Below are 22218 nucleotides of genomic sequence, written 5' to 3' on the forward strand. Positions count from 1 at the left end.
CTTGGTGCGAAAGCGCCAGGTCTTTTTTATGCACTTGATTTGGTGTTTTCATATCCAAACTTAAGTGCGGTCGCATTTCATTGTATATAAATATCGATTCTTCAACGAGCTGTTTTAACTCTGCCATATTGCGACATTTATACAGTAAAAACTCTTGCTTTAATATCCCGTTAATACGCTCTGCTAATGCGTTTTGATAACAGTCATACCCATCGGTCATCGATGGTCTAATGCCCTCTTTTAATAGCGCATTTTGATATACTTCAGAGCAATATTGTAAACCTCTATCTGAATGATGAATGGCATCACGTTTATATACGCGTTGCTTAATTGTCATTTCTAATGCTCTGACTACATCGGTTGCTTTCATTTCATCACTCAGCTCATAACCCATTATTTTTCGACTGTAAGCATCAGTGACTAACGATAGGTAATGCACGCCTTGCGCTGACTTTACGTATGTAATGTCACTAACGAAGACTTCCTCGGCCGCAGTAGGCATGTATTCCTTTAGTAAATTGGGATGCTTGCGCATCCAATGGTTACTGTTTGTTGTTTTAGTGTAATTTTTCTTTGGTTTTACAAGAAAGTCATGCTCTCTCAAATAATCAAAAAAACAATCACGACCTAGTTTAATGCCACGCTCTTGCAGGTCTGGCTTTATCATCAGATAAAGTTTCTTCCCACCAATACGAGGCATGAATTGCCGCCAGTACATCACTAATTCTTTGACTGGCTCCAATTCTTTATTCCGAGCATCTATTCTGCGCATAGCTTGATAGTAACCTTGTCGCGTTACGCCATATGCACGGCATAACGGAGTAAGCTTTATTTGATGGTTTTCTTTTGCGCGCGTGATAGCTCGGATATGTACTTTTTTCGCAAGCCCGCTCCATATTCTTCATCCATAATATTAATCATTTCATCTTTGATTAAATCCTTTAGGCGTAACTCTTCTATCTCGCGCTCTAAACGTTTAATTTTTTGTGCTGGGGTTTCTTTCGATTTAGGCATGTTGGCTATATAAGTTGGTTTAGACCAATCTAATTTACCATGTTTTCGCAGCCATACCAGAACGGTACTGCGGCCTTGAATACCGTAATGACTTTGCGCTTGTTTATAGGTGAAGTCGCCTTTTTCTACTTGCTCAACAATAGATAATTTAAAGCCTAATGTATAATCTCGCTGAGTACGCTTAACGTCTTTAATTTTAGTGGTTTTCATAAAATAAGTCCTAAATGTGTAAACACATTTCAGGACAAGACAAAGTTAAAATACAAAAAAGCCAGCAATATGCTGGCTTTTTAGGCTTAAAACAAGATTAACCTTGTTAAATTATAAACGGTCGATTACTGATTGAGTGAAATCAGTTGTACCGTGGCTGCCGCCTAAGTCACGTGTTGTGCGATCGCCAGATTTAATTACATCAGCTACTGCGCTACGAATACGCTCAGCCGTGTCGCCCATATCTAAGTGCTCAAGCATTTGGATAGACGCTAAAATTACTGAAGTAGGGTTTGCTAGGTTTTTGCCAGCAATATCTGGTGCACTTCCGTGAACGGCTTCAAAAATAGCAGCATCTTCACCAATGTTTGCACCTGGTGCCATACCTAAACCGCCAACTAAACCAGCACAAAGATCAGATAAAATGTCGCCAAATAAGTTAGTTGTTACTACAACGTCAAACTCTTCTGGAGTCATAACTAGCTTCATACATGTTGCGTCAACAATCATTTCAGTTGATTCAATTTGCGGGTAACGCTCAGCAACTTCACGTGCAACTTTTAAAAATAAGCCAGAGGTAGATTTTAAGATATTTGCTTTGTGTACTGCGGTTACTTTTTTACGGCCTTCACGTACTGCTAACTCGTAGGCAAAAGTGATGATTTTCTCAGCGCCTTCGCGAGTAATTACAGATTTAGCTTCTGCTTCGTTACCGTCTTCGCTTACTACTTGGCCTAAACCTGAGTACATACCTTGGGTATTTTCACGAATAGTAATGATATCGATATCATCGTAACGTGCTTTAGTACCAACAAATGATTTAACAGGGCGTACGTTTGCGTATAAACCAAACTGCTTACGTAATGTTACGTTAATAGACGTAAAACCTTCACCTACCGGCGTCGTTAAAGGACCTTTAAGAGTGATTTTATTTTTAGCGATTGTATCAATTGTTTCTTGAGGAAGTAGCTCGCCAGTTTTTTCTAGTGCAGCAAGGCCTGCATCAACAAATTCATAATCAAAATCGCAACCTGCGGCTTTTAATATTTCAAGTGCTGAGTCGATAATGCTCGGACCGATGCCGTCGCCTTTGATCACTGTGATGGTTTGTTTGGCCATTGACTTTTCCTTTAAAAGAATAAAAAACGCACATAAATTATTACTAATAATAGTAACTGCTTGTTAGGTCATTTATGTGACGTATGTGGATATATTTTGAGGGCGCATTTATACCAACTTATCGCCCATTTTGCCAGTTTATACTATAAATACAGGGTATAACCTGTGCTTATAGTCAGCATAAGTGACTTAAATGCTGTTATATAGCGATAAGCCTTGCAGTTGCGCAAAAAAATCATCCTCAGATTTAAAGCCTTGTGCTTTTAGCTGCGCATTTAAAGTTTGTTTTTGCCAAGGCGTTAAAGGCAGAGCGGGTTTAAAAATAGTTTGCGCCACGACCTTTAAACTAATCCATAATTTGTGCTGCTCGTTTAGCGCTTTTTTAGGTTGTTGTTCAGCATCGAGTAGGGGCTTGGTCCATGGATTATCACTCAGTAGTTGTGTTAATTCTGTATTTAAATGTTCATTATTAATCGTTTCCACCCCAAAAAAGGCTGCTAATGGGGCACTATAGGTTTGGTTAGGCACGCTACTTATGGTTACTTTTGCACAGAGCTGTGCACTGCAATGGGTTAATAAATAATGCACGTAACCATAGATGGGCAAGGCTATATGTTCAAATTGCTGTTTTGGGTTATTACTTACAATTAAAGCTAAAATACTAATAAAGCTATTAAGTTTATTCAGTACGATGTGTTTGTGCGGATGATGTGATGTATCCACTAATTGCTCAAATATAACCCGCTGAATAATCGCCGGTGCATTATCGTAGCCGACCATCGACAAGCTATGGCGTAAGTCTTTGGCGGCTTGGTGCTGATTGTTATAAGGCCTGACTGCTTGGCAGAGCTTCTGTGTTATTTCACTAAAAGGGGCTAGTAACTTATCTAAGCCTTTAAAACTATATTCATGCGCTACTTTTATATGACTCACTAACGCTATTAATTCGGCCTTTGAACTTATCTGCGGCGGGGCTTTACGTACCAGGTGCTCATTGTTCCAGGCTAAAAATAATACCCGTTTATCAGTACATAGCCATTGCATTGGTTGATCTTTAAGTGAGGTTTTAACCTTGTACCACGCCAGTTTTTTCTCATTATTGGCATTAATAAGTATATGCTTATTAGCCTCATCACTTGCTAGATAAACCATTGCTTGGTCGCTGTAAACAATTTTACTGCCTGGCAGGTGCGGGCCTATATGCGCTATTAAATCCTTAATTAACCTTTGCGCAAATGGGTTAGCTGTTTTGACATACAATTCACCCAAAGCTTTGTAAAAATTTAATGGGTTTTTTTTCGATGTATAGGTTATGTTCATCGCGATAATATTACTTAATGCGCACAAGGTTATGGCATTGTCATATAGCATTATGTCGCTAGTACTTAGTAACGCTTGCTTATACTTATTTAGTTTAGCCAACATACGCACGCTATTTTGAGTAGGGTGCTGTGCACTGAGCAACACTTTTGCTGCTAGCTGATGGCGAAAACGCCATATTTTTTTATCGCTGAGTGTAAGCATTTGCTGCTGCGCAATTTTATTATGCTGCGCTACAACGCAGCAATGTTCTACCAATGCAACACCAATATAAAGCTCGGTTAGTTCGTCATCAAATTGCTGGCTAGCGCACAGTGCGGTGCTAATAACACATTGGTTAATAACGAGGTTTGTAGCAAAGTCGTAGTGGCTGGTGTACAAGCTTAAACGCGCTTGTAAAGCGTGCGGGTGTTGCTGATACAAAACGCGATAGTGCTGGGCTGTTTGTACAACAAGCGGATAAAGATGTTGCCACTGCGTTTTGTCACTATAAATTGTTAGTATTTGATGTGTGTTATGCAGTAACCGCACTAACTGTTTTGAAATAGGCTCATCCATTGGCCATCACCTGATCTTTTCCTGATAAGTTGTATAGGCGCTGGGGCCCCATAAAAATAACTCACCATTTTTAAATAATAAGCCGGTGCATTCATCCATCGTAGTTATGCCATCTGAAGTTTGGTGCTGAGTACGGTAAAAAACAATCTGCCATACTTGGTCTTTATTACGTTTGGCATAGGTTAAATCGGGGCTTCCTAAATAATCGAGTACACTGTTTAAAGTCACTGCCTCATCAATTGACAGCTTTCTTATGTAGCGCTCGTTAAAAGCCTCACGGTCTTGCCAAATCATTGCTTGCGGGTCATCTTTATAAAAGGTGATCACTAAAGTCGCAATGAGTGCATACAAGCCTAACCCTAATATTAAGTATCTTATAAACTTTTTAATCATTTTTAACTCACACTCGCAACAATAAAGTGAGTATATGTTGTGCGCTTAAACAGTGCTATCAACATGCGACTAATGCAACCTTAACTGCTTTAAACTAAAACCTAGCTGTATATCTGTTCGCAAAGTGACTAATTGTTTAGAAATAACATACATGTCTTTTTGCTCAACTAGCTTTTTTTGAATACTGCTTGATAGGGTATCATCTTCTATGGCGCTATCTATGCTTTCGTAGGTATTTACAATAAGCAGAGCCGATTTAGTCCCTATGCCTTTAACGCCGGGTACATCGTTAGTTTTATCACCCGCTAAGGCCCAAAAATCAATAAGTTTACTTTGCTCAATACCAAAGCGCTGCTCAATGCTGACGCAATCTAGGTAGCTCTTTTTAAAATAATCGTACACACAAATATAGTCGTTCAAAAAAGGTAAAAAACCCTTATCGGTAGAAACAATGGTACTGTTTATCTTATTTTTTGCAGCTTTGTCGGCTAAAGTGGCTATGATATCGTCGGCTTCATCGTTGAGCGGTTCAAATACAACGATACCCGTTTGCTCTATAGCTTCTTTAAAGTAGTGCAGCGCATTTTTAAGCGTGTCGGGCATGGGGGCCCTAGAGTGTTTATATTGCTTATAAAAGTGGTAGCGCCAGCTTTTGTCGCCATCAAAAACAGCTATAGCGTGAGTGGCATTTGTTGACTGTAAAAGCTTTTTGCAAGCATGTGCTACGCGCGCGCAACTGGCCTTTAGCATCTGCTCTTCACTATGGTGTGTTTGGTTAGCGTCAACTGCGTAAATGCGCCTAATTAAATTAAGCGCATCAATTAAAAGTAAATGGGGTTTCAAATAGTCAAACTCATGCTTTTATTTCATAACAAGGGATATACTTACTACCGGGTAACTTCATACGACCTTGGTCTACAAATGCTTGTAATAGTTTATCCATATCTTTCATTAAATCAGGCTCACCACTTAACACATAAGGTCCATGTGCTTTTATAGCGCGTAGGCCTTCATCTTTGACATTGCCAGCAACAATCCCCGAAAACGCTCTACGTAGGTTAGCTGCTAATTGCTGCTTGGGCTGTTCTAGGTGCAAATCTAAACTTGCCATGTTTTCGTGTGTAGGTGCAAAAGGTTGCTGAAAATCGTTATCGATTTTAAGTGTCCAGTTAAAGTAGTAGGCATCGCCTTGGCTTTTACGATAATTACGTACATTTGCCATAGCTGATTTTAATTTTTGCCCTACTAGCGCTGGATCATCAATGATTACTTCAAACTTATCAAGGGCTTCTTTGCCTAATGTCAGCTCTACAAATTTACATAACTCGCTAAAGTACGCTTCGCTTTCTTTAGGGCCGGTTAAAATAACAGGCAAACACTGTTTTTCGTTATCTGGGTGCAGCAAAATACCTAATAAATAAAGTAATTCTTCTGCAGTACCTGCACCACCTGGGAATATAATAATTGCATGCGCCGTTCTAATAAATGCTTCAAGGCGCTTTTCAATGTCGGGTAAAATTACCAGCTCATTTACAATAGGGTTTGGCGGCTCTGCGGCAATTATACTAGGCTCGGTCAAACCAAGATAACGGTTTTCGCTAATACGTTGTTTAGCATGGCCAATAGTGGCACCTTTCATCGGGCCTTTCATTGCCCCTGGGCCGCAGCCAGTACATATATTTAAACCACGTAAGCCAAGCTCGTAACCTACTTGTTTTGTATATTTATATTCTATTTCGTTAATTGAATGCCCACCCCAACACACAATCATATTTGGTTCGCTGTTAACGCGCAGCGCCCCGGCGTTTCTGAGCATATCAAATACCATGTGGGTAATGGCTTTTTGTTCTTTAAGATCTTTTTCGTACTTTTGGCAAATAAATAAAATATCGCGGATCACCGAAAAAATATGCTCGTGAATACCGGTAATTATTTCGCCATCAACAAAGGCGGTTTCGGGAGGGTTTTCTAATTCAATTTTAATGCCGCGCTCGCGACTGACTAAACGAATATCAAAGTCTTGGTATTTGTCGTAAATTTCATTACTTGCGTCTGTGTGGCTGCCTACGTTAAGGACGGCTAAGGCACAGTTTCTAAAAAGTCGATAACGTTCACTGGCTGAAGATTGCTCTAATAAATCAACTTCCAATTGTGACAGTAAATCTAAAACCCCAGTCGGGTTTAACTGTATTAACATCGGCATTCTCCTTGCTACTTAAAATGTAAAAACTGCATGTCATCTACTTTAGCACTCAAACTAATTGAGAATTATGACATTATTTACTCATACAAAGGCGATCCCGACCCGTTTTCTTTGCTTCATAAAGGGCGTCATCTGCTCTGTCGAATGCTTTGAGCGGTGTATCGCCTTTTTTAAATTGTGTAGCGCCTAACGAAATGGTGATTTCTATTTCTTTTTCTCTAAATTTAAAAGGAATATTTTTAATCACTTTTCTAAGTTTTTCAAGCGGCTGCGCTGCGTTCAACAACGAAAGCCCAGGCATTAGTAGTACAAATTCCTCTCCGCCGTAGCGGGCTATAAAATCAGACTGCCTTACTGATTTTTGCAGCGCCTTTGCAATAACTTGTAAGGTTATATCGCCTGCAGTATGACCAAATCTATCATTAATTGACTTAAAGTGATCCACATCAATAACCACTAGGGTAACATCCGAGGCTTGGACATTAAATAAGTGAAGCTCGTGATTGTAACGTTCATCAAAAGCCGCTCTATTTGGAAGTTTTGTAAGGCTGTCGAGTAAACTTTTAAAGCGTTGCTCGTTTAGGCGTTTTTTATATTTGGTTAGTTTGCCTTCTAAGCTGCCAATTCGCTGGTTAATTTCATCAAAACTGGCAATCAGCGTTTCGCGGTCTTTTCTTTCTAGCTGCTCTTTAGCAATAAAGTCTTGGCTGAGAGATTTTAGCTCGTTATCAACTAATTCTTTTAAAGAGGAAATAGACGTAGCAGATTGGGTTTGCTCGTTTAAATGCTTTATTTTTCCTTCAATACGTTTATTTAGTGTATCGAACTCTTCCCCCATTGACTTTGAGTGCTGGCTGGTAGATACAATTGATGAGTGCAACTCTTCTAATGTTTGGTTAAGCGAGACTAAAAAGCTTTGTGCCGATTGGCGCTCTTTACTGATATTTTTGACCACGACGCTTATTATATTTAAAGCAGCTTGCAACAGGGCTTCTACATTATCGTTTTCGGTAATTGTATTTTTTATTTGTTTAATTTGTTCAGTCGATTCATCCTCTAACACCAGCTCATTTGCAAGCTCTAACAGCTTTTTAGCCATACGAGGAGAAGCATTGGTGCTTGTTTCATCCGTGGTTGAAAGCTTGCTATGCAAAGCATGGTGATAAAAGTTAATAAGCTGATTTAATATCGGGATGTAGTCGTGCGTAGACTGTACATTATTAATTTCGTGGTCGAGTAAATGTCTTAAGGTGCGGCGGGTATCATCTGGTAAGCCTTTGGTTTTTTGTAAAAGCTTACCGGCTGTTTGTACGCTCGAAAACAGCTCTCGCTGATGGGCTGTTTGTAACGCCTCTTGGTTTTGCAGTAACAATAAAATGTCATCTATTAAAGGGGATAATATTTCAAACCCGACACCTTTATTTAGCGAACTTCTAAATTTGGCGAGTTTATTATCAAGCTCAATATCAAGCCCTTTACAGCTTAAAGACAGTTTTGCAGTTAGATTTGATAAAGTATCAACTTGGAGCTTACGCGCATTTTCAATGGCTACCCTTGCTTCAATTGCTTGCTTTAACTTTTTATCTACAGCGTTAGAGTTTTCAGACACCTAAGCATACCGCCATCGTATTAATTACATTACCTTCAGTTTACAACAAAATCATATTAAGTGTAGTTATCTAATTAAAAACTTAGCATTTTTACTTAGACCCTGCATGTAAACTGAGCTATTAGGTTGTTTGTCGTTTTTAATTCACTTTTAATTTATGCCTTGTTAGGCTTATTTCAAATAATAAGTAACTTTGAGTCATTATGAAAAAGCGTTTTGTCCTGTCAATGTTAGCGGCCTGTTGTGCAGCCCCTGCGTTAGCCGATGTAAATTATTCTTTAAGTATTACACAGCCACAACATCATTTAGGTAATGTAAGTGTAGAGTTTCCAAAGTCGGCGCAATCGCATATCGATGTTAAATTGCCTGCATGGCGTACTGGTCGCTACGAAATATTAAATTTAGCCAATGGGGTACGTTACTTTGCGGCCACAGACGACAATGGCAATGCATTAAAATGGGAAAAAATTAATCACAGCACATGGCGAGTGCATTTAGCTGAGCCAACACACGTGAATATTGATTATCAAGTATATGCAAACGAGTTAGGTAAACGTGCACGCCACATAGACGATAGCCATGCGTTTATTGATGCATCTGGCTTTTTTATGTTTAGTGAATCGTTTCGCCAAGAACCAGTTACCGTAGATTTAAAGGTGCCTAAAGCGTGGCGCTCTGTATCAGGTATGGAAAATGCGAGTAATAAACACAGTTTTAAAGCCGCAGACTACGATGTACTGGTAGACTCACCAATAGAGACAGGAATTAACAAACTTCATAAATTTGAAGTAGATGGCCGCCAATACGAGTTAGCTATATGGGGCGAAGGCAACTACGATGAGCAACTAATGCTTACTGATTTAAAAAAATTAGTGACCACAGGTAATGTTATTTGGAATAGCTACCCGTATGAGCGTTATGTATTTATGGTGCATGCTACATCGGGTGCTGGCGGGGCAACTGAGCATTTAAACTCAACCATTATACAGCGCCCACGGAATCGTTTTGGTAGCCGCGAAGACTACTTAGGCTTTATAAGTACCGCCGCGCATGAATTTATTCATACCTGGAATGTAAAAGCTTACCGCCCTAAAGGGCTGGCGCCTTATGATTACACCAACATGAACTACTCAAATTTATTATGGATTTCGGAAGGTTCTACTAGCTACTTTGAAGATCATCTATTAGTGCGCTCAGGCATAGAAACCACCGATGAGTTTTTTAAAGTGATGAGTAAAACTATTAATCGTCACTTACAAACACCAGGTCGAGAAGTACAAAGTGCCAGCGAAACAAGCTTTGATAAATGGATAAACCAAGGCGGCGATCACGCGCGTAATTACAGCACCAATATATATTTAGAAGGCTCATTGCTTTCTATGTTGTTAGATATACATTTATTAGAAACAACCCAGGCAAAAGTTAACTACCGCCAAGTACACAACGCTTTATACAACAAGCACACGTTACCACAAGGGTTTACTGAGCAAGATGTACTGGCAATATTAAAAGACCTAACAGGTGAAGACTACACAACGTGGTGGCACGATAACGTGAGTACCCCAGCTAATATAGATTTTGATGCTTTATTAGGTAAAGTTGGCTTAAAGCTTACTCGCCCTGAGAGCGCTAAGCCATTAGCAAGCATTGATGCCACTGCAAAAAATAGCGGCGAGTTATTAACACTTACCCACGTTCGCAGAGGCGGAGCAGCATGGCAAGCGGGCCTCACAACAGATGATAAAATTGTGGCGGTTAACAAGCAGCATGTTGGAAAAGATTTAAAATCGAGCTTAGAAGTATTTAAAGCGGGTGAAAAAGTCACTATCGATTTTATTCGTCGCGATGCACTTCAATCAACAACCCTCGTTTTATCGCAAGATTATGATAAACCTAAAAAGGTGGTTGCTGATAAAAATGCAACTTTATCTCAACGCGCTTTATTTAAAGCATGGGTGGGGGTAGAGCACCCGATTAATGTGCAAGCTGATTAATCATAATAGCGTTTAAAAAAAGGAGCTTTGGCTCCTTTTTTTATATCTTATGCAAAGGTATATCACTTAAAAACCAACCTAAAAGTGCTAATTCTAAGAGTACGTCCTATTATTGTGTTAATAACGACTCTAGGTTGCGTATAAATGAAGTCATTAAAAACCACTCAAATCCTCTCACATCAATTTGTGCTTAACGATCCGCTGCATCAGTTATTTGATGCGATACACAGTATTTCTGTGCAAGGATACGATGAGCAGCGCCGCGTTATTTATTGGAATAAAGGCAGTGAGCTGCTTTATGGCTATACAAAAGAGTACGCAACCGAAAAAAACTAGAAGATTTAATTATTCCGCCTCAAATGCAAGATGCGGTTATAGATGCTCATCGTGAGTGGCTCATAAACGATATCGAAATACCCGCGGCTGAGCTTACATTACAGCATCAAAATGGCAGCAGTGTTACTGTGTTTTCAAGCCATGTTATGTTTACAAATCAGCATGGGGTAAAACAGATGTACTGCATCGACATAGACTTGAGCGATGTAAAACAAGCACAAGCGCAAGCTATGGATAAACAGCAGATGCTCGAAAAAGTATTTGAAGCCATTCCTGATTTGTACTTTTTACTCAAACCGGATGGCACTATAGTTGATTACCATGCTAATGATTTGAGCAACTTACATTTACAGCCTGAGCAATTTTTAAATAAATCGATGTTTAGCGTATTGCCCTATACTGTAGCCAAAATGTTTAAAGACAATATTCAAGAGCTGTTAATTCACAAAGGTAATGTATGCTTTGAATACGAACTTTTAGTACCCAAAGGCGTGTTGTATTTCGAAGCGCGAGTGAGTTATTTACATCATTCAGACCAAGTCATGGTGATAATTCGCGACATAACAGAGCAGCATGAGTCAAACAAACTTATACGTAAACAAGCCTATTACGATAGCTTAACGCTACTCCCTAATCGTTTTAATTCTTTAAAACGACTTACTCAGCTAATTAACACTGCGAGCGAAAAAAACATTTTAGCCGCTGTTATTTTTATCGACTTAGATGACTTTAAAAAAGTAAACGACACACTCGGGCATGAAATTGGCGATTCATTACTTATCAGCGCCGCTAATAAATTGAGCCAAATAGTTAATGAAAACGCGACCGTAGGCAGGTTGGGGGGCGATGAATTCATTATTTTACAACCAGAGCTACACAGTAAAAAACAGCTAGACGAGATTGTTACACGCTTACTTAAAAGCTTTAGAACCCCCTTTGAAATAGATGGCCGCGAATTGTTATTAACGTTAAGTATTGGCGTGGCTTTGTACCCTGATAATGGGGTAACAGCCTCTGATTTATTACGCCATGCAGACACAGCAATGTACCAAGCAAAAGCGCTTGGCAGAAACACCTACGCCTGCTTTACCAGCGAAATGAATACCGCCATAAAAAGGCGGTTAGCAATAGAAGAGCAGATGCATGTTGCTCTTGAAAAAAACGAATTTGAATTGTATTTCCAACCTAAATGCGATGCTAAAACACTTAAAATAATTGGGGCTGAAGCGCTATTACGCTGGAACAATAGTGTGCTTGGTAAGGTTATGCCCGATGAGTTTATTCCGTTAGCAGAGCAAACAGGTTTAATTATTCCTATTGGAAAGTTTGTTATTGAGCAGGCATTAGCATTTTTAACGCAGTGGCAGGCAAGCTCTCAACAAAACTACAGCATGGCAATTAATTTATCACCAAGCCAATTTAGAGATTCAGAGCTGCTAAATTTTATAGCAAGCACGTTAGAAAAAACCGGAGTAAGCGCTAAAAATGTCGAGCTTGAAATAACCGAAGGCGTGTTAATGAGCGTGCAAACCAATATTACAGAGTCATTGTATGCACTTAATAAGCTCGGTATTAAACTATCCATGGATGACTTTGGCACAGGCTACTCATCGCTTCGCTATTTAAGGCAATATCCGTTTGAGGTATTAAAAATAGATCGCAGCTTTATTTGTGGTATTACAGAAAACCAAGAAGACTACAGCTTAGTTAAAGCCACAATTGCAATGTCGCATAGCTTAGGCTTAAGTGTGGTAGCTGAAGGCGTAGAAACATCAGCACAACAAAAACTACTAGCCGAGCTAAATTGCGATCTGATTCAAGGTTACTATTTTAGTAAACCGCTGCCTGCATTACAGTTACTTGATTTTAAAGCGTTATAAGTACATTTATTATAAGTGTCAACCTAAACCCAGTGAGCTGTAAATAGCGTAAATCGAGCCGCCCACCGCATTTAGTATTTAAACCCTTTAGCCAAATAACGCTACACATAAATATGATAGGCTTTACTGCTTCTGCTTTGGTATTTTGATAAAACAAAACCTATGCAGTGAAATAAAACACCCTCTAGATTGAGCAAAACTCATCCCGCAAACTTTAATACCCCTGACACTCATAATTCATTAATTTAATTCATGTGCATTTTATAAGCTAATAATGCTAGGTTTAATCATCACAATATTGAAGGAAATAATTATGAAATTAGAGTCATTAGCACTGCACCATGGTTACGAGTCTGAAGAAACCACAAAATCAGCAGCAGTGCCTATTTATAATACCTCATCTTACACGTTTGATAACACGCAACACGGCGCTGATTTATTCGACTTAAAAGTACCAGGCAATATTTATACTCGTATTATGAACCCAACCAATGCGGTGCTTGAACAGCGTATTGCTGCAATGGAAGGGGGCATTGGTGCGCTAGCGGTAGCCTCGGGCATGGCAGCTATTACCTATGCTATTCAATGCTTGTGTGAAGTAGGCACTAATATTGTCAGCACCAGCCAAGTATATGGCGGTACATATAACTTATTTGCCCATACGTTACCGCGCCAAGGTATTGAAGCTCGCATGATTAAAGCTGATGATTTTAGCGCCTTTGAAGACGCGATTGATGATAATACCCGCGCAGTATTTTGTGAGTCCATTGGTAACCCGGCAGGTAATATTGTCGATATTGAGCGTTTAGCTAACATTGCTCATAGTAAAGGGGTACCACTTATTGTTGATAATACTGTGGCGACCCCGTATTTATGCCGCCCATTTGAGTTAGGTGCCGATATAGTGGTTCATTCACTGACAAAGTATATAAACGGACACGGTACAGCTATTGGCGGTATGATTGTTGATTCAGGTAAATTTGATTGGAAAGCCAATGCCACACGCTTTGCAATGATGAATGAGCCCGATCCGTCGTATCACAATGTGGTCTATACCGATGCCTTTGCAGAAGCAGCCTTTATTGGTCGTTGTAGAGTAGTGCCACTTAGAAATACCGGTGCAGCACTTGCGCCTAAAAACGCATCTGACATTTTAATTGGCCTAGAAACCTTAGGCTTGCGAATGGATCGCCACTGCGAAAACGCGCAGCAACTGGCTGAATACTTAGAAAATCACCCTAAAGTTCTTTGGGTTAACTACGCTGGTTTAACATCAAGCCCATATAATGCAATGAGCCAAAAAATCACCAGTGGTAAAGCCTCAGGCATTTTAAGTTTTGGTATTGCGGGCGGCCTTGAAGCAGGCACGCGCTTTATTGATGCGCTTAATATGATCTTGCGTTTAGTTAATATTGGCGATGCTAAATCGCTGGCTTGTCACCCAGCGTCAACTACACACCGCCAATTAAATGATGAAGAGCTTGCAAACGCAGGTGTGAGCCGTGATTTAATTCGCCTATCAGTCGGTATTGAAAACATTGCCGATATTATTGCCGATGTAAGCCAAGCGCTCGATAAAGCATAGTTACCTCACTACCTTTCATAAAAAGCTTAAAACATAAAAGCGTTAGTTGAAAATATACTCTCGTTTTTTATGTTTTACTAAAATCAATTAATAATTGTACCTTCTTGTTTTATAAGTCTTTATTATAAAGCCTTCCTGAGACTTTTATATTCCTACCGTTTATTTTTTATTCATATAACAACTTTGTATTGACACTAAGATTTCTTACTACTACATTTGTAACAGTACCACTACAAGTGTAGTAATAGGAGCGACAATGAAACTTAGTGATTTTGAAATGGATATTATGCAGCTGCTCTGGCAGGAAGAACCTTGTACTGCGAGTCAACTACATAAAGTGCTTTTAGCTGATAAACAAGTAGCCTATACAACAGTCAAAACTATTGTAGATAGGTTAGAACATAAAGGAGCGATTGAGCGCTGTGGACATGAAGGGCGAGCCATTGTTTTTAGAACAATCGTGACTCAAGACGCGTTATCGGAGCAAGCTATGCCTAGTTTTATGCAACGATTTTTTAAAGGTAATTCTCGTAGTTTAATTGCCCACTTTATCAAAGAAGAAAAGCTAAATGATGAAGATATAGAATACTTACAAACGCTTTTAAAAAATAAGAAGTTAGATTAAAGGAGAGGGTAATGACGGATTATTTACTAACTTGCACGCTTATTAGCTTATGTATTTTACTTACAGTAAAAGGATTAAAAAATGCCCCTGCACGATTAAACTTTTACATGTTAATGATTGCCTTGGCATGTTGGTTTGTCCCTTGGCAGTACTTTTCCCAGCTACCGTTATTTGAAGGGGCAAATCGTTACACATTCAACGTGGCGCAATTGATTCCCGATGTTAAAGCATTAATACCAAACGCTGAAAAAGTAGTAATTAAGGATGAATTACAAAGCGATATTAGTATATGGGACTTATTGCCATCACTTAGTATTGTTTTTATGGTTCTAGTTTTAGCTGGTTTTGGATTGTTTTTATTACGCATGGGCTTATATGTAAAGCTTATAAAAAATTTATACATTAACTCAAAGCCAAGTCCTGAACTTAAACACATCAACAATCAGTATTCAATTAGACTAACAACCCATACAGAGCCAGCTTTTGCTACAGGATTAATAAAGCCTGTTATTTGGTTAGAGTCGACGATGGTAAATCGTAAAGAATTAGATTCAGTCATTCAGCACGAGGTAACCCATTTACAACAAGGTGATATTTATTGGACGTGGCTTATTTGTTTTATAGAAAGCGTTTTTTGGTGGAATCCTATTTGCTTAAAGTTAACTGGTTTAGCAAGAGAGCAACTCGAACTTAGCTGTGATGAGTTGTGTATGCAAAAGCTAAAAGGTAAATACCAATTAGATTTAGCCAGTTTATTGCTACAAGAGCAAAGTGCTAAAAGCTCGCCTAACTTTTTTACCCCCCCACTTTTGAATATTGCTCATTCTAAGAGTTTTAATATTCAGAGGATCAAAATGTTAAACAAGGAAAAAACAATGAAAAGTAAATATTTGGTTATGGTTGCGGCGGCAATGTCTTTTAGTGCTTTAGCTGCAGCGCAAATTGTAGATGGTAGTTCAGATAACAAGCAGCAAAGTAATAATACGTCTCAGGCTCCTGTTAAAAGTGAAGAATATAATCAACAACTTGCACAGCTTCTTAAAAGTGCAGCAGGGGCAAAAAGTGATAACCCTGAACTGTTAAACCAAGCTGCGCAAGGCATACAACAATGGCACTTAAATAGAGATAAACTTGCTGGTTTTGAAGAAGCTGAAATTAAACTACAAAGCTTTAGGCTGCTAGATCACGTTTACTCTAAACTTGAGCAATATGAAGATATACTGAGTGCTTACGAAAAATGGTATGAGCCTGGTAGTAACCCGCCTTACTTTTTAAAAAATTCACTAGCAACCGCGTATATACAACTAGGGCGTTATGAGCTTGCAGTTGTAGAACTTGAAGATTTATCAAAACAGCTTGAAGGGAAACTACATGTTGGCTCTGCTGATAACTTAGCACTGGCATACATTTACCTTGCTGATTACGATAAGGCATTAAAAACCCTAGAGCAGGTTGATGCAAAAGATGATGTATACGGAAATATCCTTAAATACTATGTTTATGATAAACAAAATAACCGCAAAAAAATGAACGAAATCAAAAGTAAAATTCCAGAAGCATTTGCAGTTTCCCCCGCATTATTACCACAAACGGGCATACCAGGTTCTCAACTTTTAAGGATGTTATAAGCGTTGAGTAATTAAACTTGGAGCCTTTGAGGCTCCTTTTTCATTCTGTTTAAAATTTTTTACAAAGGCGCTTGTATAAACCTTATTAAAAATACAGCTTTTAATTTGTTGTGCTTTACGCCGCAAAAAAGCTTTTTTAACCTTGGTTTTAGTAGCGCAACTTGCAATATCGCTCTGTATGTCTGTATTTTGCGAAACAGGGTATGGCATAAGCGAAAAACCATTTACGTGGGTTTCCCAAATATGCTGTAAGTCGCAATCTACAGGGCGGCCAAATTGGGCTGTGGCTTTAAGTAATTGCTTAGCCCCGTCATAGCTTATTGCCGAAGCACAACAGCCGGTCATTAGCTTTTTATGTATGACTAATTGCTGGTGGTTATTTAGGTTTTGTTGATAGGCAATAGGGCGAGTGCGGTTTTCATAAGCGGCGAGTTTAATAAGCTGCCAAGGCTGGTTTAGCTGCTCAATATTTTTTATCGCATTATGAATGCTGTCATCAATATAAAAGTCATCCTCGAGCACAATCGCGTAATCTAGTTTTTCATCAACTATTTTTTGCCATGCTTTACGGTGGCTTAAATAGCAGCCAATTTGGCCATTACTTAGCGGATAGTGATACTGCTGTTTATTTAATTGCGGGCTGTAATGCAGGAGCTTTTGTTGTGTACTCAATTGTGCGCCATCTACAGCATCAATCCGTTCAAATGGCAAGTTAACACGTGCCAGTTGTGTTTGAGTATTTGCGAGTCGCTGCGCTGAGCGCGCTAAGTTTATTACAAATAATGCTGCCATGATGTTCACCCCCTACCGTTTTTAGTAATACTAAAGGGGAGCTGTTACACGCAAGTGGCAAAATTATGGCTTTTTTAAGTCAGCTCGCGGCTGCGCTAAAATGGCGTTTTTTTCTTCTTGGCTAAGGATGATCCAATCAAATATTTCTTCATTAGTTCGCCCGCAGCCAGTGCAATAACCGCTGCGGCGCTCACATATGCCTAAACAGTCTGTTTTTAACTTAGTGTTTGAGTGTGTGGGTTTTTGCATTTAATTTCCTAGCGGTGGAGCAATTTCAAAACGGGTAATATAGCGCGTTCTGTTTTGAGAGGTAAATAAGGTGATAACTGGGTGAGCTTCATCCAAAACAAAGTTACTACTCATTGAGGTTGCTGACTCTTTCGTATTTTCGTACCAGCCTTGTGACGCTACACATTGACGTATTTTATCCACTGTTTGTATATGTAGATTTGTGGCATCGGCTTGTTTGTTTTCACTCGTGCATTGATAACTAAACTGTTTATTATGTTGAGTAATGGTGCAGATATTGCCTATAAAATGAGTATTAGCATGCCACTGGTTTATAAAATCATTCCCCACTTTATTTGCTTTTACTACATTAAAGCCATTAGCGTGCGCATTAAGTAATGTGTTTAGTGGGCTACATGTGTTTTGCGTTTTTACTATTTTAGGCGCAGGGGCTTTTTGGCTTACACAGCCTGTTAGTACCAATAAGGATAAGGCTGTGATAATTGATTTATTCATAAGCAACGCTAAAAGAATTAGATAAGCTGCACCATACGCAACCTATGTAAAAAAATAAATACTATAATGTAAAAAGGCCCATAAAATATGGGCCTGTAAATGCGCTAAAATAAAGCAGCTGTATTATTTATGGCGACCTTGCAAGCATTTTACAACGTCTTCAAGGGCTAAGCCTTGGCGTTGGAGTAATACAGTAAGGTGGTAAATTAAATCAGCCGATTCATTAGTAAGCTCATCGTTATCGTGTTTCATTGCAGCAAGCGCTACTTCTACGCCTTCTTCGCCCACTTTTTGACAGCTACGGCTTAAGTCTTTAGCAAATAATGAAGCGGTGTAGCTTTTTGTTGGGTCGTCGTTTTTACGCTCAACAATCACATCTTCTAATTGAGCTAAAAAGCTTAGGCTAGGTTTTGCGTCATCACCAAAGCAGCTTTGTGTGCCTAAGTGACATGTTGGGCCTTCTGGATTAGCCAGTACTAAAATTGAGTCGTAGTCACAATCGGTATGCACCGATACTACGTTTAAGTAGTTTTCTGATGACTCACCTTTGGTCCATAAACGTGACTTTGAACGCGAGTAAAAGGTTACTTTGTTACTTTCAAGCGTTACCTTTAGTGCTTCGCTATTCATGAAGCCTTGCATTAAAATAACACCAGAGCGAGCATCTTGAACAATCGCAGGGATCATTTCGCTTTTAGCAAAATCTACTTGAGTTTGGTTTTGTTGTGTTACTTGCATAGTCTTGCTGCCACTTGGTTATCAGTTAAAAATTGTTTTAATTCGCCAATGTTAATCACATTTTTGTGAAAAACGCTTGCTGCCAATGCGCCATCGACTTCGCTTTGTTTAAACACATCAACAAAGTCTTGCATACTGCCTGCACCGCCTGATGCGATTAAGGGAATATTACATAATGCGCGCATTTTACTCAGCTGCTCATTGTCGTACCCATTACGTACGCCATCTTGGTTCATACAGTTTAAAACAATTTCGCCTGCGCCTAAGTCTTGTACGCGTTTAACCCATTCTTCGGTTTTGTAACGTGTACGGCTTGATGCATTAGGATCGCCGGTTAATTGATACACTAAGTATTCGCCGGTCACTTCATCGTAAAAGCTATCAATACCTACAACAACACATTGCTTACCAAATTCATCGTGCAGCTCTTTTATAAGCTCAGGGCGGGCAATAGCTGGGCTGTTAATACTTATTTTGTCAGCGCCACGCTCTAGTACACGTGCTGCATCGGCTACCNATGTGGCGGGCAATGCTCTCTACCCAATTTACATCAAGTAGGCGTTTTTCAACACTTGCGCTGATTTCGTAAAAAACCAGTTCATCGGCGCCGGCATCGCTGTAGGCTTTTGCCATTGTTAAAATATCGCCCACTATTTCGTGGCCTTTAAATTTAACGCCTTTTACTACTTGGCCGTCTTTTACATCTAAACACGGGATTATGCGTTTTGATAACATGCCAACGCCTCCTCAACACTAAATGCGCCATCAAGTAGTGACTTACCTAAAATAACGCCGCCTACGCCCAGCTCTTTAAGCTTTTTAATGTCATCAAGTGAGCTTACGCCACCCGAAGCTTGCACTTTAATGCTGCTGTTATGGCGAGTTAAATCTTCATAAAGCTCAAACGATGGGCCAGTCATGGTGCCATCTTTACTGATGTCCGTGCATAAAAAATCAATAACGCCCAAGCTTACATAAAAATCTACAAGCTCAAGTAAACCAAATTCAGATTCACTTAACCAACCATGGGTTGCAGGAGCCCAGCCCGTGGCTGTTTTATTTACATCAAGGGCAATAACAAAGTGCTCTGCGCCAAATTGTTCAATCCAGGCTTTTACTTGCTCGCGTTTTTCTACCGCCATAGAACCAATAACAACTTGGTTAGCACCGGCTTTTAGCCAATCGCTTACATCTTGCTCTGAACGAATACCGCCGCCCACTTGATACGGTACGTTAAGCGCTTTCGTTGCAGCTTGGATATGTTGCCACTGTTTTTTACTTGGATCGCGTGCGCCTTCTAAATCTACAAGGTGCAATTTACCTGCGCCGCTGTCGGCGTATTCTTTTAAACGTGCGCCAAGCTCAAAAGGGTAAAACTGAGCGGTGTCGTACTTACCTTGGTATAAACGAACAATTTGATTTTGTAATACGTCTAATGCTGGAATAATCACAAATAATCTCTTTATTGTTGGTTAATGGGCCGTTTATAACTGCCAATCAACAAAATTTTGTAATAAACGTGTGCCTACTTTTGCACTGCGCTCTGGGTGAAATTGCATGCCAGCGTAGTTGTCTTTTGCAACTATAGCTGAAAAGGTTTGGCCGTATTCGCCGCTTACAAGTGTTGCATCGTTTACGGTGTGCGCAAAGCTATGTACAAAGTACACTTGCTCGTCTTGTGTCAAGCCTTTGGTAAGTGCATGCTCTTTATTTACGCTTAAGTTATTCCAACCCATATGCGGCGACGTTAAATTGCCAACATCAAGGGCTTTTACTTGGCCTGGTATTTTACCTAAGCATTGTACGTTACCTTCTTCGGTGCTTTCGCACAGTAACTGCATACCTAAGCAAATTCCCATAAGTGGGCGCTGGTATTCGTTTATAGCTTGTTGCCAGCCGTTATCTACTAGACGCTTCATGGCAACAGATGCATGTCCCACGCCTGGTAATATAGCACGCTCGAAGCCGGCTAATTGCTCTGGTGAGGTAATGACTGTTGGCGTTTGACCTAAGCGTTCAAAGGCAAAACGAACTGAATTTATATTGGCACACCCGGTATTAATTATGGCAATCATAAACATCCCTTAGAGCTGGCTGTTTGTTGGGTCGTGTCTTGTGCTACTGCCATACGAAGGGCACGTGAAAACGCTTTAAATAAGCCTTCTACTTGGTGATGACAGTTACCGTCGCTCACCGATAAAATAAGGCTAATAGCGGCATTATCGCTTAAGCTTTTGAAAAAGTGCTCAACCATTTGTACGTCTAAATCGCCGGCTTTTTCGCGGCTAAAGTTAGCGTTTAATACAAATGAAGCGCGGCCCGATAAATCAATTTGTGCTTCAGCTTTACACTCATCCATAGGTAGCGCAAAACCATAGCGCGCTATTTGCGATTTAGTACCCAGCGCTTGTTTAAGCGCAACACCTAGGGCAATACCAATGTCTTCAACAAGGTGGTGCTCGTCTATGTGTAAATCGCCTTTCGCTTTAATATTTAGACCAATGTTGGCGTGGGTGCGAATTTGATCAAGCATATGATCAAAAAAGCCAAGGCCTGTTTCAATGCTACCGTTTTTAGTTTGATCTAGGTTTATGGCTACATCAATTTGGGTTTCTTTGGTGTTACGCGTAACACGGCCTTCACGGTTGGCAGTTGTAAGCTTTGTAACAATGGCAGGCCAGCTGCCATCATACAAAATGCCTTCACAACATAAGTTTTGAGCAAGACCAATATCGGTCTGGCGATCGCCAATGACGTATGAACGTGCTAAATCAACTTTGCCTGAGCGCATAAGCTCAGTTAATAAACCTGTTTTAGGTTTACGGCAATCACAGTTTTGCTCGTCAAAGTGTGGACAAATCAATACCTCGTCAAAGCTAATGCCTTGGCTTTGCAGTATGTCCATCATTTTATCTTGAGCTATATCAAAGTCAGCAGTCGGGAAGCTGTCTGTGCCTAAGCCATCTTGGTTAGATACCATTACTAAGCGGTATCCTGCGGCTTGTAATTGTAATAAAGCCGGGATAACACCAGGTAAAAACGCTAATTTTTCTAGGCTGTCTACCTGTTTGTCGGTGATTGGCTCTTCAATTATGGTGCCGTCACGGTCAATAAATAAATAGGGGTTACTCATGATACTTCTTGTCCTGATAAAAGAGGTGAGGTTGCTGGCTTATCAAGGCCATCTAACCAAATTTTTACTTGCTCAAGTTCTTGCTCATTACCAATGGAGATACGTAGCCAATCGTCTTCACCGTAGAGGGTAAACGCGCGCATCACTAAACCTTGTTCAAGTGCTACTTTAAAGTAGTTTTTGTCGGCTAATTTTAAGGTAACAAAGTTACCTTCACCAGTGAGAATTTTTAATGCAGCAGGGGATGCGTTTAACCACTGTACAAGCTTAGCTTTTAAACTATTTAAAATAGTCACTTGGCGGCGCATTGATGTAATTGCATCAGGCGCTATGGCTT

19 protein-coding genes and 2 pseudogenes are annotated in these 22218 nt (G+C 39.8%); 5 read left to right on the forward strand and 16 right to left on the reverse strand.

The genetic code is table 11. The annotated features are described in order from the left end of the window. The 7 genes from L650_RS23705 to L650_RS0109440 all read right to left on the reverse strand — a co-directional run. Positions 1-1224, reverse strand: a protein-coding gene (locus L650_RS23705; protein ID WP_128081053.1) for an IS3 family transposase whose coding sequence is annotated in 2 segments (ribosomal slippage) — positions 1-873 and positions 873-1224 — 1225 coding nt annotated over the 2 segments. Because the reading frame shifts where the segments join, the coding sequence is not laid out codon by codon here. This gene is flagged as partial in the annotation. Between the two features lie 111 nt (positions 1225-1335). Beyond that, positions 1336-2343, reverse strand: a complete 1008-nt coding sequence (locus tag L650_RS0109415; protein ID WP_004586400.1) for an isocitrate dehydrogenase — start codon at positions 2341-2343, stop codon at positions 1336-1338. Between the two features lie 189 nt (positions 2344-2532). Beyond that, positions 2533-4221 carry a hypothetical protein gene (locus L650_RS0109420; RefSeq protein ID WP_029772953.1) on the reverse strand — a complete coding sequence of 563 codons (1689 nt, stop codon included), beginning with the start codon at positions 4219-4221 and terminating at the stop codon, positions 2533-2535. Between the two features lie 6 nt (positions 4222-4227). Further along, entirely contained in the window at positions 4228-4614 is a 387-nt protein-coding gene (locus tag L650_RS0109425) for a DUF3192 domain-containing protein (protein ID WP_004586398.1), read from the reverse strand. Between the two features lie 69 nt (positions 4615-4683). Then, a complete protein-coding gene (gene xni / locus L650_RS0109430) occupies positions 4684-5457 on the reverse strand; it encodes a flap endonuclease Xni (protein ID WP_029772954.1) in 774 nt (257 codons plus the stop codon). 10 nt (positions 5458-5467) lie between these two features. Beyond that, entirely contained in the window at positions 5468-6811 is a 1344-nt protein-coding gene (gene ppnN / locus L650_RS0109435) for a nucleotide 5'-monophosphate nucleosidase PpnN (protein ID WP_004586396.1), read from the reverse strand. Between the two features lie 79 nt (positions 6812-6890). After that, a complete protein-coding gene (locus L650_RS0109440; protein ID WP_029772955.1) occupies positions 6891-8426 on the reverse strand; it encodes a GGDEF domain-containing protein in 1536 nt (511 codons plus the stop codon). A gap of 203 nt (positions 8427-8629) precedes the next feature. Between L650_RS0109440 and L650_RS0109445 the strand changes: the two genes are divergently transcribed. The 5 genes and pseudogenes from L650_RS0109445 to L650_RS0109465 all read left to right on the forward strand — a co-directional run bounded on the left by L650_RS0109445 (position 8630) and on the right by L650_RS0109465 (position 16474). After that, positions 8630-10420 (forward strand): M61 family metallopeptidase, encoded by a 1791-nt coding sequence (locus L650_RS0109445; RefSeq protein WP_029772956.1) that lies wholly within the window; start codon positions 8630-8632, stop codon positions 10418-10420. Between the two features lie 144 nt (positions 10421-10564). Beyond that, positions 10565-12636 (forward strand): annotated as a pseudogene (locus L650_RS0109450) (EAL domain-containing protein). A 313-nt stretch (positions 12637-12949) separates the two neighbouring features. Then, positions 12950-14221 carry an O-acetylhomoserine aminocarboxypropyltransferase/cysteine synthase family protein gene (locus L650_RS0109455; RefSeq protein WP_024031738.1) on the forward strand — a complete coding sequence of 424 codons (1272 nt, stop codon included), beginning with the start codon at positions 12950-12952 and terminating at the stop codon, positions 14219-14221. A gap of 256 nt (positions 14222-14477) precedes the next feature. Continuing rightward, positions 14478-14846: a BlaI/MecI/CopY family transcriptional regulator gene (locus L650_RS0109460; protein ID WP_029772957.1), complete on the forward strand. Its 369-nt coding sequence runs from the start codon at positions 14478-14480 to the stop codon at positions 14844-14846. 11 nt (positions 14847-14857) lie between these two features. Beyond that, complete coding sequence (locus L650_RS0109465) at positions 14858-16474, forward strand: M56 family metallopeptidase (protein WP_029772958.1); 1617 nt, start codon at positions 14858-14860, stop codon at positions 16472-16474. Here L650_RS0109465 and L650_RS0109470 read toward each other — a convergent pair. The 9 genes and pseudogenes from L650_RS0109470 to L650_RS0109510 form a co-directional block, all read right to left on the reverse strand. Then, the gene (locus L650_RS0109470; RefSeq protein ID WP_029772959.1) at positions 16469-17266 is read right to left on the reverse strand and encodes a glycosyltransferase family 25 protein; all 798 of its coding nucleotides are present in this window, start codon (positions 17264-17266) and stop codon (positions 16469-16471) included. The two genes, L650_RS0109465 and L650_RS0109470, sit on opposite strands and share 6 nt — an antisense overlap. A 63-nt stretch (positions 17267-17329) precedes the next feature. Further along, positions 17330-17515 carry a DUF1289 domain-containing protein gene (locus L650_RS0109475; RefSeq protein ID WP_024031736.1) on the reverse strand — a complete coding sequence of 62 codons (186 nt, stop codon included), beginning with the start codon at positions 17513-17515 and terminating at the stop codon, positions 17330-17332. Next, a complete protein-coding gene (locus L650_RS0109480) occupies positions 17516-18010 on the reverse strand; it encodes a lipoprotein (protein ID WP_029772960.1) in 495 nt (164 codons plus the stop codon). 123 nt (positions 18011-18133) lie between these two features. Next, positions 18134-18748 carry a bifunctional phosphoribosyl-AMP cyclohydrolase/phosphoribosyl-ATP diphosphatase HisIE gene (hisIE, locus tag L650_RS0109485; RefSeq protein ID WP_029772961.1) on the reverse strand — a complete coding sequence of 205 codons (615 nt, stop codon included), beginning with the start codon at positions 18746-18748 and terminating at the stop codon, positions 18134-18136. After that, positions 18739-19483, reverse strand: a pseudogene (hisF, locus tag L650_RS0109490) (imidazole glycerol phosphate synthase subunit HisF). Before hisF ends, hisIE begins: the two are co-directional and overlap by 10 nt. Then, positions 19465-20199: a 1-(5-phosphoribosyl)-5-[(5-phosphoribosylamino)methylideneamino] imidazole-4-carboxamide isomerase gene (locus tag L650_RS0109495; protein WP_004586383.1), complete on the reverse strand. Its 735-nt coding sequence runs from the start codon at positions 20197-20199 to the stop codon at positions 19465-19467. The pseudogene hisF and the gene L650_RS0109495 overlap by 19 nt, the downstream one beginning before the upstream one ends. 33 nt (positions 20200-20232) lie before the next feature. Next, entirely contained in the window at positions 20233-20823 is a 591-nt protein-coding gene (gene hisH, locus L650_RS0109500) for an imidazole glycerol phosphate synthase subunit HisH (protein ID WP_004586382.1), read from the reverse strand. Beyond that, on the reverse strand, positions 20820-21881 hold the full coding sequence (gene hisB / locus L650_RS0109505; protein ID WP_024031732.1) for a bifunctional histidinol-phosphatase/imidazoleglycerol-phosphate dehydratase HisB: 1062 nt from the start codon (positions 21879-21881) through the stop codon (positions 20820-20822). The genes hisH and hisB overlap by 4 nt, the downstream gene beginning before the upstream one ends. After that, the coding region (locus tag L650_RS0109510; RefSeq protein ID WP_029772962.1) for an aminotransferase class I/II-fold pyridoxal phosphate-dependent enzyme at positions 21878-22218 on the reverse strand (341 nt) is incomplete at its 5' end. The genes hisB and L650_RS0109510, both read right to left, overlap by 4 nt.

It is taken from the genome of Pseudoalteromonas sp. TB51, from assembly GCF_000498055.1.
In the GTDB taxonomy this organism is placed as follows: domain Bacteria; phylum Pseudomonadota; class Gammaproteobacteria; order Enterobacterales; family Alteromonadaceae; genus Pseudoalteromonas; species Pseudoalteromonas atlantica.